This is a genomic window from Methylobacterium sp. ap11, from assembly GCF_900110515.1.
GTDB lineage: Bacteria > Pseudomonadota > Alphaproteobacteria > Rhizobiales > Beijerinckiaceae > Methylobacterium > Methylobacterium ajmalii.
Genome location: NZ_FOEB01000003.1, coordinates 227,237 through 242,610 on the forward strand (window position 1 = coordinate 227,237; position 15,374 = coordinate 242,610).

The 15,374-nt window shown below is 73.3% G+C and carries 12 protein-coding genes; 7 read left to right on the forward strand and 5 right to left on the reverse strand.

The annotated features are described in order from the left end of the window. The first annotated feature begins 50 nt into the window (after positions 1-50). Together BMX97_RS05640 and BMX97_RS05645 are read left to right on the forward strand one after the other, a co-directional pair. Positions 51-1,430 carry an aspartate aminotransferase family protein gene (locus BMX97_RS05640; protein ID WP_091746444.1) on the forward strand — a complete coding sequence of 460 codons (1,380 nt, stop codon included), beginning with the start codon at positions 51-53 and terminating at the stop codon, positions 1,428-1,430. A 14-nt stretch (positions 1,431-1,444) separates the two neighbouring features. After that, positions 1,445-2,530: a tartrate dehydrogenase gene (locus tag BMX97_RS05645; RefSeq protein ID WP_091746447.1), complete on the forward strand. Its 1,086-nt coding sequence runs from the start codon at positions 1,445-1,447 to the stop codon at positions 2,528-2,530. A gap of 109 nt (positions 2,531-2,639) precedes the next feature. Here the strand turns inward: BMX97_RS05645 and BMX97_RS05650 are convergent, their stop codons facing one another. Continuing rightward, positions 2,640-3,035 (reverse strand): rhodanese-like domain-containing protein, encoded by a 396-nt coding sequence (locus tag BMX97_RS05650; protein WP_091746450.1) that lies wholly within the window; start codon positions 3,033-3,035, stop codon positions 2,640-2,642. A gap of 103 nt (positions 3,036-3,138) precedes the next feature. Between BMX97_RS05650 and ftrA the strand changes: the two genes are divergently transcribed. Then, on the forward strand, positions 3,139-4,134 hold the full coding sequence (gene ftrA, locus BMX97_RS05655; RefSeq protein WP_244538297.1) for a transcriptional regulator FtrA: 996 nt from the start codon (positions 3,139-3,141) through the stop codon (positions 4,132-4,134). On the opposite strand, the gene BMX97_RS05660 is transcribed toward ftrA, so the two are convergent. Further along, positions 4,117-6,606 carry a hybrid sensor histidine kinase/response regulator gene (locus BMX97_RS05660; protein WP_244538298.1) on the reverse strand — a complete coding sequence of 830 codons (2,490 nt, stop codon included), beginning with the start codon at positions 6,604-6,606 and terminating at the stop codon, positions 4,117-4,119. The genes ftrA and BMX97_RS05660 overlap by 18 nt on opposite strands. A 207-nt stretch (positions 6,607-6,813) precedes the next feature. Between BMX97_RS05660 and BMX97_RS05665 the strand changes: the two genes are divergently transcribed. Next, positions 6,814-7,293, forward strand: coding sequence for a MarR family winged helix-turn-helix transcriptional regulator (locus tag BMX97_RS05665; protein ID WP_244538299.1), 480 nt, complete (start codon positions 6,814-6,816; stop codon positions 7,291-7,293). A gap of 136 nt (positions 7,294-7,429) precedes the next feature. Here BMX97_RS05665 and BMX97_RS05670 read toward each other — a convergent pair whose 3' ends face one another. After that, the gene (locus BMX97_RS05670; protein WP_091746458.1) at positions 7,430-9,166 is read right to left on the reverse strand and encodes a methyl-accepting chemotaxis protein; all 1,737 of its coding nucleotides are present in this window, start codon (positions 9,164-9,166) and stop codon (positions 7,430-7,432) included. A 207-nt stretch (positions 9,167-9,373) separates the two neighbouring features. After that, a complete protein-coding gene (locus BMX97_RS05675) occupies positions 9,374-10,315 on the reverse strand; it encodes a LysR family transcriptional regulator (RefSeq protein ID WP_091746461.1) in 942 nt (313 codons plus the stop codon). Positions 10,316-10,378: 63 nt separating this feature from the next. Between BMX97_RS05675 and BMX97_RS05680 the strand changes: the two genes are divergently transcribed. The 3 genes from BMX97_RS05680 (at position 10,379) to BMX97_RS05690 (ending at position 14,325) form a co-directional block, all read left to right on the forward strand. Next, the gene (locus tag BMX97_RS05680) at positions 10,379-11,335 is read left to right on the forward strand and encodes an NAD(P)-dependent oxidoreductase (protein ID WP_280142787.1); all 957 of its coding nucleotides are present in this window, start codon (positions 10,379-10,381) and stop codon (positions 11,333-11,335) included. A 15-nt stretch (positions 11,336-11,350) separates the two neighbouring features. Continuing rightward, complete coding sequence (locus tag BMX97_RS05685; RefSeq protein WP_091746485.1) at positions 11,351-12,880, forward strand: aldehyde dehydrogenase family protein; 1,530 nt, start codon at positions 11,351-11,353, stop codon at positions 12,878-12,880. A 62-nt stretch (positions 12,881-12,942) separates the two neighbouring features. After that, the gene (locus BMX97_RS05690; RefSeq protein WP_091746488.1) at positions 12,943-14,325 is read left to right on the forward strand and encodes a DUF3100 domain-containing protein; all 1,383 of its coding nucleotides are present in this window, start codon (positions 12,943-12,945) and stop codon (positions 14,323-14,325) included. A gap of 345 nt (positions 14,326-14,670) precedes the next feature. On the opposite strand, the gene BMX97_RS05695 is transcribed toward BMX97_RS05690, so the two are convergent. Beyond that, positions 14,671-15,315 carry a L,D-transpeptidase gene (locus BMX97_RS05695; protein WP_091746491.1) on the reverse strand — a complete coding sequence of 215 codons (645 nt, stop codon included), beginning with the start codon at positions 15,313-15,315 and terminating at the stop codon, positions 14,671-14,673. Positions 15,316-15,374 lie beyond the last annotated feature (59 nt).

Consider the following 15,374-nt stretch of genomic DNA (forward strand, 5'->3'; position numbering starts at 1 on the left):
GCGGCCCCCCGGGCATCCTGCAACTCACGCCGCCCCGGAGCCTCTGAGCCATGCGCCCCAATTCCCTGATCGAGCTCGACCGCGACCACCTCATCCACCCGGTGATCTCGTGGAAGGGCCACGAGGCGCGCGGCGCCACGGTGCTGCAATCGGCCAAGGGCGCGTATCTCACCGATGCCGAGGGCCACACCCTGCTCGACGGGTTCTCGGGCCTGTGGTGCGTCAATGTCGGCTACGGCCACGAGTCGATCGTGGAGGTCGCGGCCGAGCAGATGCGCCGGCTGCCCTACGCCACCGGCTACTTCCACTTCTCGAGCGAGCCGGCGATCCGGCTCGCCGCCCGCCTCGCCGAGCTGGCGCCGGGCGACCTCAACCACGTCTACTTCACGCTCGGCGGCTCGGACGCGGTCGATTCGGCGGTGCGGTTCATCCGCTACTACTACAACGTCACCGGCCGGCCGACGAAGAAGCACATGATCGCCCTGGAGCGGGGCTATCACGGCTCCTCGACTATCGGCGCCGGGCTGACCGCGATTCAGTCCTTCCACGACAACTTCGACGCGCCGACCACGCTCCAGCACCACATTCCCTCGCCCTATCCCTACCGCAACCCGGCCGGCGACGACGATGCGACGGTGATCGCCTCATCAGTCGCGGCGCTGAAGGCCAAGGTCGAGGAACTCGGGGCCGACAACGTCGCGGCGTTCTTCGCCGAGCCGATCCAGGGCTCCGGCGGCGTGATCGTCCCGCCGGACGGCTGGCTGAAGGCGATGCACGAGGCGGCCCGCGAGCTCGACATCCTGTTCGTCGCCGACGAGGTCATCACCGGCTTCGGCCGCACCGGCCCGCTCTTCGGCTGCGAGCATGACGGCGTGGTGCCGGACCTGATGACCACCGCCAAGGGCCTGACCTCGGGCTACAGCCCGATGGGCGCGGTGCTGATGTCGGATCGGATTTACCGCGCCATCGCCGACGGGGCCCCGGCCGGCAAGCCGATCGGCCACGGCTTCACCTACTCGGCCCATCCGGTCAGCGCCGCGGTCGGCCTCGAAGTGCTGCGGCTCTACACCGAGGGCGGCATCCTGGAGAACGGGCGGCGCGCCGGCGAGCGCTTCACCGCGGGCCTGAAACGCCTCGCCGACCATCCCCTCGTCGGCGACGTGCGGGTGCGGGGCCTGCTCGCGGGCATCGAGCTCGTCACCGACAAGGCGAAGCGCACCAAGCCCTCGGCCGATCTCGGCATCTCGGGCCACCTCGCCCGGTTCGGCTACAGGAACGGCGTGATCTTCCGCGCCTTCGCCGACGACATCGTCGGCTTCGCCCCGCCGCTCTGCTGCACGGACGAGGACATCGACACCCTGCTCGCCCGCTTCGAGCAGACGCTGAACGACGTCCTCGACGTCGCCGACGTGCGCGCCGCGCTGGCGTGAGAGGGCATTTCGACATGACCGACACGAATCGTCACTACCGCATCGCGGTCATCCCCGGCGACGGCATCGGCAAGGAGGTGGTGCCGGAGGGCGTCCGCCTCCTCGAGGCCGCCGCGGAGAAGTACGGCTTTCGCCTCGACCTCGAGCACCACACCTTCGGCTCCTGCGACTACTACGCCGAGCACGGCACGATGCTGCCGGCGAACTGGAAGGAGATCCTGACGCCGACCGACGCGATCTTCTTCGGCGCCGTCGGCTGGCCGGCCACGGTGCCGGACCACGTCTCGCTCTGGGGCTCGCTCCTGCAGTTCCGGCGCGAGTTCGACCAGTACGTCAACCTGCGCCCCGTCCGGCTGATGCCGTGCGTGCCCTGCCCGCTCGCCGGCCGCGAGCCCGGCGACATCGACTTCTATGTCGTGCGCGAGAACACCGAGGGCGAGTATTCGTCCGTCGGCGGCACGATGTATCCGGGCACCGAACGGGAGATCGTGATCCAGGAGACGGTGATGAGCCGTCACGGCGTCGACCGGATCCTGAAATTCGCCTTCGACCTGGCGCAGTCGCGGCCGAAGAAGCACCTGACCTCGGCCACCAAGTCGAACGGCATCGCCATCACGATGCCGTACTGGGACCAGCGGGTCGAGGCGATGGGCGAGCGCTACCCTGACGTCCGGCGCGACAAGTACCACATCGACATCCTCACCGCCCATTTCGTGCTGAACCCGGACCGGTTCGACGTGGTGGTGGGCTCCAACCTCTTCGGCGACATCCTGTCGGATCTCGGCCCCGCCTGCACCGGCACGATCGGCATCGCGCCGTCGGCCAACATCAACCCGGAGGGGCGCTTCCCCTCGCTGTTCGAGCCCGTCCACGGCTCGGCGCCGGACATCGCCGGCCAGGGCATCGCCAACCCGGTCGGCCAGATCTGGACCGCCGCGATGATGCTGGAACACCTCGGCGAGGTGGACGCCGCGAACGCCATCGTGGCGGCGATCGAGACGGCGCTCCGCGAGCCGGCGTCGCGCACCCGCGACCTCAAGGGCACGGCGACCACCCGCGAGGCGGCCGACGCGGTGCTGCGGGCTTTCACGGCGGCGTGAGAAGGATCGGGGCCGGACGCTGCATCGTGTCCGGTCCCGACGCCGATACGACGTCGTCACACAGCGTCGTATGATCGGGCGCGAAACGAGAGCGCCCGGTTCAGTCCGGTCAGGACTCCGCTAACACGAAGCCCTCGTCCACCCAGCCGGTCACTCCACCGATCATCACCTTCACGGGCAGCCCGAGCCCGGCCAGATGCAGGGCGGCCTTGTCGGTCCCGTTGCAGTGCGGACCGGCGCAATAGACCACGATCAGCGTGCCGGTCGGCCACTCGGCCATGCGCCGGGGCGTCATCTTGCCCCGCGGCAGGTTGAGGGCGCCGGGGACGTGGCCCCTGGCGTAGAGGGCCGGCCCGCGCACGTCGAGGAGCACGAAACCCGGCTCGGCCCCCGCGAGCGCCGCGTGCACGTCGGCGCAGTCGGTCTCGAAGGCGAGGCGGCGGGCGTAATGCGCCGCGACCTCGGCGGCGGGGGCGGGCGGGATCGCGGTGACGGGGTTCGACATCGCTGTGCTCGACATGGTGGCTTCGCTTTCCTCTCGACCGGGCTATCCTGCCCCCTCCCCCGCCGGTCCGCCTCCGGGCCGGCCGCCGTTCTGCGTCGAGATCGTGCCAAACCGCCCCGCCTTCCCGTGCCTCACCTCCGGCCCGCGCGTCGCGGTCCTGGCCTATGACGGGCTGTGCACCTTCGAGTTCGGCGTCGCCTTCGAGGTGTTCGGGCTGCCGCGGCCGGAGGCCGGCCCGGGCTGGTACCGCTACGCGGCCTGCGCGGCCGAGCCGAGCCCGTTGCGCGCCGCCGGCGGCCTCACGGTCGCGGTCGAGGGCGGGCTCGACCTCGTCGCGGAGGCCGACCTCGTGGTGGTGCCGGGCTGGCGCGGGATCGACGCGCCCGTGCCGCCGGCCCTGGTCCGGGCGCTTGTCGACGCCCATGCCCGCGGCGCGCGGCTGATGTCGCTGTGCTCCGGCCTCGCGGTGCTGGCGGCGACCGGGCTCCTCGACGGCCGCCGGGCCACCACCCACTGGCGCTACGCCGACGCGATCCGGGCGCGCTACCCGGCGATCGCCCTCGATTCCCGGGTGCTCTACGTCGGCGAGGGGCGGATCCTCACCGCGGCGGGCAGCGCCGCCGGGATCGACCTGTGCCTTCATGTCGTGCGCGGGGATTTCGGGCCCGACCTCGCCAACGCCGTGGCGCGCCGCCTCGTCGTGCCGCCGCACCGGGAGGGCGGCCAGGCCCAGTTCATCGAGGCGCCGGTGCTGCGCGGGCATGAGGCAGCCCGCCTCGGGCCGGCGATCGAGGCGATGCGGGCGAACCTTCGCGAGGACCGGCCACTCGCCGCCATGGCGCGCCTCGCCGGCATGAGCCTGCGCACCTTCCAGCGCCGCTTCGCCGCGGCGACCGGGCTGCCGCCGGGCGAGTGGATCGTCGCCGAGCGGCTGCGCCTCGCCCGGGAGCTGCTGGAGCGGCCGGGTCGGGTGTCGCTTGCCGAGGTCGCCGAGGCGAGCGGGTTCCGCAGCCCGGCGGGCCTGCGCCACCATTTCCGTACCCGCCTCGGCACCAGCCCGGCGGCGTACCGCCGGAGCTTCTCAGGGAGCCGGGCCTGAGACCGGGCCGCCCGGCGCCGCCGGCCGCCGCTGCCCGATCGCGCTCGCCAGCATCCTGGAGAGCTGCTCGGCCGAGTAGGGCTTGTGCAGCAGCGGGAAGCCGTGGGAGCCTTCTTGCGCCAGGACGTGGCTGTAGCCGGAGGTGAGCAGCACCGGCAGGCCCGGATGGCGCCGGCGCAGGGTCTTGGCGAGCTCGATGCCGCCCATGCCGGGCATCACCACGTCGGAGAAGACCGCGTCGTAGGCGGCGTCCTCGCCGAGCACGTCGAGGGCGGCCTCGGCGTTGGTGACCCAGGTGGCGACGTAGCCGAGGTCGCCGAGGATCTGCGCGGCGAAGCGGCCGACGCCGACATTGTCCTCGACGAGGAGCACCCGCTGCCCGGCGCGGGCCGGCGCCATTCCCTCGTCCGCCGGGGCCGCGCGCCCGGGCTCGGCCGGGGCGGCCACCTCCGGCAGGTACAGGATGAAGGTGGAGCCCTGCCCAACCCGGCTCGCCACGTCGACGTCGCCGCCCGACTGCTTGGCGAAGCCGAACACCTGCGACAGGCCGAGACCCGTACCCTTGCCGACCTCCTTGGTGGTGAAGAACGGCTCGAAGATCTTGTCGATCACCGCCGGGCTCATGCCGGTGCCGGTATCGGTGAGCGAGATCGCCGCGAAGGGCCCCCTCGCCGCGGCGTGGCCGCGGATCTCGGGCTTCTCCGCCCCGCAGGCGACCGCCAGGGTGAGGGTCCCCTCTCCCTCCATGGCGTCGCGGGCGTTGACCGCCATGTTGATGAGCGCGGTCTCGAACTGGCTCAGGTCCGCGCGCACGAAGCAGGGCCGGTCGGGGCCCTCGGTCACCACGCGGATGCGCGCGCCCGTCACCGTGTCGAGCATGTCGGCAACGCCCTGGAGACGGGCGACGACGTCGAACACCTCGGGCGCCAGCGCCTGGCGGCGGGCGAAGGCGAGGAGCTGGCCGGTGAGCTTAGCCGCCCGGTCCACCGTGTCGGAGACCGCGTCGAGGTAGCGGCGTTTGCGCGCCTCCGGCAGCTCGGGCCGGCGCAGGAAATCCACCGACGAGCGGATGATGGTCAGCAGGTTGTTGAAGTCGTGGGCGACCCCGCCGGTGAGCTGGCCCACCGCCTCCATCTTCTGCGACTGGCGCAGGGCCTCCTCGGCCTGGACGAGGCGCTGGGCCCGCTCGCGCTGGTCGGTGACGTCGCGGGCGACGCAGTACAGGCTGCCCTCGAACGGCACCGCCCGCCACGACAGGGTACGGTAGCTCCCGTCCCGGGTGCGGAACCGGTTCTCGAACGACAGGGTCGGCTCGCCGGCGGCCAGGCGCCGGATCTCGTCGCGGGTCCGGTCCTGGTCGTCCGGGTGCTCGAGCCAGGCGGAGCTGCGGCCCACCACCTCCTCGGGCTGCCAGCCGAGGGCCGCGGTCCAGGCCGGGTTGACGCTGAGCCAGACGCCCGCGGCGTCGGCGACGCCGAGCATGTCGCGGCTGACCTGCCAGATCCGGTCGCGCTCGGCGGTGCGCACGGCGACCTGGCGCTCCAGGGTCTCGTTGAGGCCACGCAGCGCCTCCTCGAGCCGGCGCTGCGCGGTCACGTCGTTGAACAGGACCGCGACGTGGTGGGCCTCCGGCGGATCGACCCGGAAGGCGTGGACCTCGTACCAGCGATCCCCCAGCGCCCGGGCCGGCTGCACGAAGCGGACCGACTCGCCCGTCCGCGCCACCCGGCCGTAGAGGTCGAACCAGTGCCGCTCGTGGTCGGGGGCGAGGTCGCGTATCCAGCGCCCGGCCGCACCCGTCAGGCCGGTATGGCGCTCGAAGGCGGGATTCACCTCGAGGAAGCGGTAATCCTCGGCCCGGCCGTCGGCGTCGAAGCGCAGGGCGATGACGCAGAAGCCGGCGTCGATCGCCTCGAACAGCGCGCGGTAGCGCGCCTCGCTGCGCCGCAGCGCCTCCTCGGTCCGGCGCCGGTCGGTGATGTCGATGATGAACTCGAAGCCGTTGCCGTCGTCGAGCCGGGTCGCCGCGCACAGGCCCCAGAACCGCGAGCCGTCCCGGCGCAGGTACTCGCGCTCGGTCGAGTCCGAGCGGCCCCGCGCCTGGAGCTCGGCGATGACGCGGCGGGACACCGCCTGCCATTCCGGCGGCACCAGGGTGGCGCCGGTGAGACGGCCCAGGGCGAGGTCGTCGCGGTCGTAGCCGCTCATCGCCAGGAAGGTGTCGTTGGCCTCCAGCACCCGGCCCGCCATGTCGAACACGATCACCCCGACGGTGGCGATGCCGAGCGCCGCCCGCAGGCGCGGGTCGCCGAGGAACCCGCCCGGGCGGGCGGTCCCGGCCGGAACGCCGCGTGGCGAGGAGGTCCCGGCCGCCCGGGCCTCGGCCCGCGCCGCGTCCCGCTCGCGCTCGGCCGTCGCCAGCCCGGCGCGCAGGCGCGCGTTCTCCGCTTCGAGGTCCGGGCGCTGCGTCATCCGTCTCCCATCCGTCCGGGCGCCTGCGCGGTCATGCCGGGTGGGGCCCGACCGCGTCGGCCGCTGCATATAGCGGAGCCCGTCACCCCGTCTTCCCCCGAACCCCCGCGACGTTCGGCGCGGGCGCATTGCGGCGGCGTGCGCCAGGCTGCATACCCGAGGATGCTCCCGAGCGGCCGCAGGGCGCCGGGATGCGGAGGCCCGCCCGTGACGATCAAGCCGACCCGCTGCAGCAACGCGGCCCTGCGCCGGGCGACGCGCAGCGTCGGGCAGCTCTACGACGAGGCGCTGGCGCCCTGCGGGCTGCGCGCGACGCAGTTCGGCCTGCTCGCGACGATCCGCGGCCTCGGCACCCCGACCATAGGGACCCTCGCCGAGGCCATGGTGATGGACCTCTCCGGGCTCGCCCACACCCTCAAGCCCCTGACCCGGGACGGCTATGTCAGCGTCGTGCCGGACCCGCACGACCGCCGGGCCCGCCGCGTCGCGCTGACCGAGGCCGGCACCGCCAAGCTCGCCGAGGCGACCCCGCTGTGGCACGAGGTCCAGGCCCGCTTCGACGCGGCCTTCGGCCCCGAGCGGGCAGGCCTGCTGCGCGACCTCCTGCACGTGCTCGCCCTGCCGGACTTCCGCGCGGCCCTCGGACGGGCGGTCGAGGAACCGGGCCCGATCTCCCCGCCCGCCTGAGTGTCTCTCGCAAAACTCCCGATCACCGCCTCGGCTTGCTGTGGCGGCGACATTGCGGCGGGAGTTTTGTGAGATGCACTGAGAACCACCGGGCGGCACGCGGGCCCCCGTCGGCGGTCGGATCCGCGCAGGCCCATCAGGCCGCCCGCACGGTGGCGAGGAAGCGCGCCACCTCGGCGGAGAGACGCTCCGACTGGTGCGACAGCGCGGAGGCCGAGGTCAGGACCCGGCCCGCGGCCGCGCCCGTCTCCTCCGCCGCGCCCGCGACCCCGGCGATGGTCCCGGTGACCTCGCCGGTGCCGGTCGCAGCCTGGGAGACGTTGCGGACGATCTCGCGGGTCGCCGCGCCCTGCTCCTCCACGGCGTCCGCGATCGCCGCCGACACGCCGCTGATCTCGTCGATCCGCCCACCGATGCCCGCCATCGCGGTGGTCGCCCGGCCAGTCGCGGCCTGGATGGCGGCGATCTGGCCGGTGATCTCGTCCGTGGCCTTGGCGGTCTGGCCGGCGAGTTCCTTCACCTCCGCCGCCACCACGGCGAAGCCGCGGCCGGCCGCCCCGGCGCGCGCCGCCTCGATGGTGGCGTTGAGCGCGAGCAAATTGGTCTGGCTGGCGATCGACGAGATCAGCCCGACCACGTCGCCGATGCGGTTCACCGCCAGGCTGAGGTCGCGCACCACCCCGGCGGTCGCGCCGGCCTCCGCGGCGGCGGTGCGGGCGAGGCTGGCCGAGCCGTCGACCTGGCGGCCGATCTCCGCCACCGAGGCGCCGAGCTCCTCGGCCGCCGCCGCCACGGTGCCGACATTGGACGAGGCCTCCTCGGCGGCGGCGGCCACGGCGGTCGATTGCGCGGCGGTCCGGGTCGCGGTCGCCGTCATGGTCCGGGCGGTGACCTGCAGCTCGGTCGCCGAGGCCGCGACCTGGCCGACGATGCCGCCGACCGCCGTCTCGAAGGCGTCCGCCATCTGGCGCATGCCGGCGCGGCGCTGCTCCTCGGCGGAAGCGCGGGCGAGCCTCGTCTCCTCCTTCAGCGCCCGGGCCCGGATCAGGCCGTCCTTGAACACCTGGACGGCATCGGCCATGCCGCCGATCTCGTCGCGCCGGCCGGCGCCGGGGATCTCCGCGGCGAGGTCGTGGCCGGCGAGCCGGCCCATCGCCGCGGTCATGCCGCGGATCGGCCGGATCACGCCGCGATGCAGGAGCAGCAGCGACAGCGCCGCCGCCGCGACCATCACGGCGAACCCGACGAGGCTGGCGAGGCGCGATTGCCGCACGGCGGCCGCGGAGGCCGCCCGGCGCTCGTCCAGGAGCGTCTGCTCGACCGCCGCGAGCGCGGCGGCCTTGGCGCGGATCGCGTCCATCACCGCCTTGCCGGCGCCCGAGGCCTCGATCCGCCGCGCCGCCTCCCGCGTCGCCGGATCCTCCATCAGAGCGATCGCCCGCGCGGCGACCTCACCGGTCCATTGCTGCTCGAGCACCCCCAGGGCGTCGAGATGGGCACGCTGCTCCGGGTTGTCGGCCACCAGCGCCCGGGCCCGCCCGAGGGCGGCGGCGAAGTCCGCCTCGCCGGCGCGGTAGGGCGCCAGGAACGACGCCTCGCCCGACAGGAGGAAGCCGCGCAGGCCCGATTCGCGGTTGACCATGGCGAGGACCGTGCGGTCGACGTTCTGCATCACCTCGCGGGTATGCGCCGACCAGGCGGTCGTCTCCTCGACGGTCTCGAGGTTGCGCCACGACACCACCGCGACGGCGAGGCTGAGGCACAGGAGCAGGACGGGCGCCGCCGCGATCTTGGCGGCGAGCGGCAGGTTCACCAGGCGACGCGACGGGGCACGAGACGGCGCGGCGCGAGACGAGATTGTGCGGGACGACATGAGCGAACACTCGTGGAGGTCCCGGGACGGGCCGTTCCGGCCACCATCGGGACAGCATAGGGTGGACGGACGCTGCGGCAGAGATCCTAATGCAGCGTGAATATCGTCACCTCTACATTGCCGGGCGCCGCCGGAATTCCACGCCCGACGACGGCCGGGAAAGTTCCAACGTCCCCCGTGATTTTTACCGACTGCGCCGGCTCCGCATCACCTCGGGGAAGACGGCCTGCGAGCCCCGCTCCTCGCCTCCCCGGCCATCCCGCGGGCGAGGTGCTGGAGCAGCGTGCCGGCGGCCGGCGAGAGCTGGCGGCCGAGGCGGGTGACGATCTGGGCCTCGACGCCGTCGAGGCCGGGATCGGCGAGGGGGAGCGCCACCAGGCTGCCCGCCGAGATCTCCTGGGCGGCGCAGAAGGCCGGCAGCAGGGTCACGCCGATGCCGGAGGCGACGAACTGCTTGAGCACGCCGATCGAGCCGGTGATCAGGACGGGATCGAGCCGCACGCCCTCGGCCCGCTCGGCCGCCGCGATGATCTGCCGGATGCCGTAGGCCGGGTGCATCGTGCCGAGGCGGTGCCCGGCGAGGTCGGCGAGCCGCACCGGGCCCGGATGGGCGGCGAGCGGATGGTCGGCCCGCACCAGCAGCCGGATCGGGTGGGGCATCGCCAGGTGGGTGCGCAGCCGCGGCTCGGGCGGCGGGTTGTAGACGAGGCCGAGATGCGCCTCGTCCTCGACGACCCGGCGCACCACGTCGTTGGTCGCGGCGAGGTCGAGGGTCATGGTCAGGTCGGGGTGGCGGGCCCAGAACCCCTGGAGCAGGCCCGACATCAGGTCGCCGACGAAGCCCTCGCCCAGCACCACGTCGATATGGCCGCGGCGCAGGCCCTTCAGCTCGGTGAGCTTGGCCAGGATGTCCTCCCGGTCGGAGGCCTGGCGCCGGTAGTAATCGAGGAGGAGCGAGCCGGCCGGCGTCGCCCGCACGCCGCGGCGGTGGCGCTCGATCAGCGGCGTGGCGAGCTGCCCCTCCATCTGGACGATCTGGCGGCTCACCGCCGAGGCGTTGACGTTGAGCTTGTCGGCCGCGGCGCGGACCGACCCGCAGCCGACCGCCTCCGCAAGGTAGCGCAGGCAGCGCTCGTCGAGGCTCTGCATCGGACGTCTTCCCTCCCCACCCGCCGGGTGCGTTGCCGGCAAGTCAACGCAAAATACCTGCCAGTGCCGTTCTGCTCAACGCCGGCCTGCCTCACTCTCCGGTTCCCAGGAGGCGCCGCGGCCAACGATCCCGGCGCCCACGGGAGACATCAGGACATGCGCACGATCGGCGTCGTCGGGCTCGGCAACATGGGCCGGGGCATGGCCCTCTCGCTGCGGCGGGGCGGTTTCGAGGTCATCGGCTACGACCCCGCCCCCGCCGCCCGCGCGGCCCTCGCGGCGGACGGGATCACGATCGCCGACACCCCCGCGACCCTGTGGCGGGAGTGCGACGCGGTGGTGCTGTCGCTGCCGACCCCCGAGGTGGTGGAGGCGGTGCTGCTCGGTGCCGACGGGCCTCTCCACGGAGCGAAGGCGGACCTCCTGATCGTCGACACCTCGACCTCGCACCCGGACGTCACCCGGCGGATCGCGGCGGCGCTGGAGCCCGCCGGCCTCGACCTGATCGACGCCCCGGTGAGCGGCGGCCCGAAGGGCGCGCACGCCGCGACGCTGACGATGGTGCTCGGCGGCAGCGACGGGGCGGTGGTCCGGGCCGAGCCGGTGCTCGCCGCGATGAGCGCGACGCGGGTCCATGTCGGCGGCGTCGGCGCCGGCCACGTCACCAAGCTCGCCAACAATCTGCTGTGCGCCGCCCACCTGATCACCGCCGCGGAAGCCGTGCGGATGGCGCGGGATGCCGGCGTCGAGCCGGCGCGCCTGCTGGCCGGCATCAATGCCGGGTCGGGCCGCAGCGGCGTCACGCAGGTCAACTTCCCGACCTGGGTGCTCAACGGTGCCTTCGATTCCGGCTTCACCATGAAGCTGATGCGCAAGGACGTGCGGCTCGCCGGCGAGCTGATCGCCGCCCTCGACCTCGACCTGCCGCTGTCGGCGCGGGCCGTCCGGCTGTGGCGCGACAGCGCCGAGATCGCGGACGACGCCGACTTCAACGCCATCGTCAAGCTCCAGCTCGCCTGACCGGAAGGACCCGTCATGACCGAGACCCGTCCCCAGACCCTGGCCGCCCTGATGCGGCCTTTCTTCCCCGAGACCTCCGTTATCGGCTCCTGGGTGAACGGCCGCATGGTGCCGGGTACCGGCGAGGCGATCCGCCTCGTCGATCCCTCCACCGGCCTGACGCTGGCCGAATACCCGGATGCCGGCGCCCCGGTCGCCGCCGAGGCCGCGCGGGCGGCGGCCGCCGGCCAGGCCCGCTGGGCCGCGCTCACCGGCGCCGCCCGCGGCCGGGTGATGCAGGAGATCGCCCGCACGATCCGGGGCGAGATCGAGCCCCTCGCCCGCCTCGAGGCCCTGAACGCCGGCAAGCCGATCCGCGATTGCCGCGTCGAGGCGACCAAGGTCGCCGAGATGTTCGAGTATTACGCCGGCTGGGCCGACAAGCTGCACGGCGAGGTGATCCCGGTCCCGACCAGCCACCTCAACTACACCCGCCGCGAGCCCCTCGGCGTGGTGCTGCAGATCACGCCCTGGAACGCCCCGGTCTTCACCTGCGGCTGGCAGCTCGCCCCGGCGTTGGCAGCTGGCAACGCGGTGCTGCTCAAGCCCTCCGAGCTGACCCCCCTCACCTCGCTCGCCGTGGCGGCGCTCGCCGAGCGGGCCGGGCTGCCGGCGGGCGTCGTCAACGTGCTGTCGGGCTACGGCCACACCACCGGGCAGGCGGCGCTCGCCGAGCCGGCGGTGGCCAAGGTGGTCTTCGTCGGCTCGCCGGCCACCGGCGCGAAGATCGCCGAGGCCGCGGCGCGTTACCTCAAGCCCTGCGTGCTCGAGCTCGGCGGCAAGTCGGCCAACATCGTGTTCGCCGATGCCGACCTCGAGCGGGCGTGCCTGGGCGCGCAGGCCGCGATCTTCGCGGGCGCCGGCCAGTCCTGCGTCGCCGGCTCGCGGCTCCTCGTCGAGCGCCCGGTCCACGACCGCTTCGTCGCCATGCTGGCCGAGGGCGCGGACCGCATCCGCGTCGGCGATCCGCTCGATCCGCAGACCGAGGTCGGGCCGATCAACAATGCCGCCCAGTACCGCCACGTGCTGGCGATGATCCGCGGCGGCCTCGACCAGGGCGCCCGGCTCGCCGCCGGCAGCGACGGCCACCCGGCGGAGGGCGGCTTCTACGTCCGCCCGACGGTGCTGTCGGGCGCCGACAACTCCATGGACTGCGCCCGCACCGAGATCTTCGGGCCGGTGGTGACGGTGATCCCGTTCGACACGGAAGAGGAGGCGGTCGCCATCGCCAACGATTCCGCGTTCGGGCTCGCCGGCGCGGTCTGGACCCGCGACGTCGGCCGCGCCCACCGGATGGCGGCCCTGGTCCGGGCCGGCACCTTCTGGATCAACGCCTACAAGACGATCCACGTCTCCTCGCCCTTCGGCGGCTCGGGGATGAGCGGCTACGGCCGCTCCAGCGGCCTCGAGGCCCTGCACGAATACACCCAGGTCAAGAGCGTCTGGGTCGAGACCGCCGCCGCCCCCGCCGCCTCCTTCGGCTACGCCCCCGGCGTCGGCGCCTGACACCCCACCCGGTCCGGGGGGCGGCCCCCGGACCGCCCCCCTCGCACCGGAGACGTCACCCCATGACAAGCGGTACCCTCGCGAGCGGCGGCCCGGCCGTCGCGCCCACGACCCATGCCGGGCGCACCGGCATCCTGACGCTCTTCCTCCTCGCCCTCGTGGTGGTGACGCTGGCCGAGCTGATCGGCAACGTCTCGATCCCGCTCGGCCACGGCAAGATCATCCTGCTGCCGCTGCTCTGGGCGCTGCTGATGGGCGGGGGCCTCGGGCTCGCCGCGCCGCGCCTGCCGCCGGCCCTGCGGCTGCCGGTGTCGCTCCAGCACGCGGCGGGCGCGATCCTGCAGCCGGCCCTGCTGCTCTTCGTCGCCAAGCTCGGGCTCCTCGTCGGCGGGTCGCTGCCGAAGATCCTCGGCGCCGGCTGGGCCCTGGTGTTCCAGGAATTCGGCCACTTCTTCGGCACGATGGTGTTCGGCCTGCCGGTGGCGCTCCTGCTCGGCCTCAAGCGCGAGGCGATCGGCGCCACCTTCTCGGTCGGGCGCGAGCCCAGTCTCGCGATCATCGGCGAGCGCTACGGCATGGATTCGCCGGAGGGCCGCGGCGTGCTCGCCGAGTACCTCACCGGCACGGTGTTCGGGGCGGTGTTCATCGCGGTGCTGGCCGGGCTGATCGCGAGCCTCGGGATCTTCAACCCGCTGGCGCTCGCCATGGGCGCGGGCGTCGGCTCGGGCAGCATGATGGCGGCGGCCGCCGGCGCCATCGCGGCGCAGCAGACCCCCGAGATGGCGAAGGAGGTCGCCACCTTCGCGGCGGCGAGCAACCTCATCACCACCACCATCGGCACCTACTTCACCCTGTTCCTGTCCCTGCCCTTCACGATCTGGGCCTACGGCGTGCTGGAGCCGATCCTCGGCCGGGGTCGCGGGCGGATCGAGACCGCCCCCGCGCCCGCGCCGTCCGGGACGGTCGCGGCCCATGCCGCCCCGGCCCATGCCGCCCCGGCCTTCGGCCTGCCGGCCCTGGTGCTGATCTGGATCGCCACGGCGGCGCTCGGCCTCATCGGCAACGGGCTCACCTACGGCACGAAACCCGACGGGCAGGTGCTCGCCGGCGCCGCCATCATCGTCGCCGTGGTGATCGTCGGCGAGGTGCTCTACCGCCTGGCCGGGCGCCGGCTGCCGGCGGTGGTGTGGGCGTCGCTGATCGGCATGGCGCTGACCTATCCGGGCACGCCGTTCTCGGCCGAGATCGCCGCGGCCACGGGCCGGATCAACTTCCTGGCGCTCGCCACCCCGATCCTCGCCTTCGCGGGCCTGTCGCTCGCCAAGGACTTCCCGGCCTTCCGGCGCCTCGGCTGGCGCATCGTGGTGGTGTCGTTCATGGCGAATGCCGGCACCTTCCTCGGCGCGGCGCTGATCGCCCAGTTCTGGATGCACCCGCCGGTGTGAGGAGGGGCGCAACCCGCCAAAAACCTCCCCCTCTGCGCAGGGCTGTCCGAGGACAAGGATGGCGCAGGACTTCTCCTCTCCCCGCGGGCGGGGAGAGGGACGTGTCACCGTCCAGGTGACGCGGCAAGCGGAGGCGAAAGCCGGAGCGAGGGTGAGGGGGTGTCGACGCGTGAGGCTCCTCCGGCAACACCCCCTCACCCCCGGCTGACGCCTCGCTGTGTTCCCTGGACGGGAACACAGCCCTCTCCCCGCCCGCGGGGAGAGGGGAAACCTGCGCCTCTTCTTTCCCCGAACAGCATTGCGAAGAGGGAGGAGGGTCCACGCGCGGCCCGACGACGCTTGCCCCTAAACCCGGTACTTCCCGTTCCGCTTCACCATCACGGTCGTGCCCACCGGCACGCGCTCGTAGAGATCGACCACGTCCTCGTTGAGCATGCGCACGCAGCCCGAGGACATCTGCTCGCCGATGCTCCAGGGCTCGTTGGTGCCGTGGATGCGGAACAGGATGTCGCGGCCGCCCTGGTAGAGGTAGAGGGCGCGGGCGCCCAGCGGGTTGTCGACGCCGCCTTTGCGCGTGCGCGGCAGGTCGGGGTTGAGGCTGACCATCTTGGCGGTCGGGCCCCAATCGGGCCAGACGCCCTTGCGGCCGACCGTGGCGGTGCCCTTCCAGGAGAAGCCGAGCTTGCCGACGCCGACGCCGTAGCGGCGCGCCTGACCGCCCTCCTGGACGAGGTAAAGGAAGCGCTCGTCGATATCGACCACCACGGTGCCGGGCTTCTCCAGCCCCGTATAGGCGACGGTCTGGGGCCGGTATTTCGGCTCCATCCGGCTGCGGTCGACCAGCGGCACGTCGTAGGGCTGGTCGGGCATGGTGCCGATGTACCAGGCCGCATCCGGATCGACCGCCGCGACCTGGGCGGGCCCGCGGGCGTTGCAGGCCGCGAGCGGCAGCCCGGCGAGGAGGGCGAGGACGAGGCGGCGCGGGGGCATGGCGACCTTTCGGCGGGACGGGCCGGTCCGGCGGCCCGTCGGGAGACGTTGCCCATGCC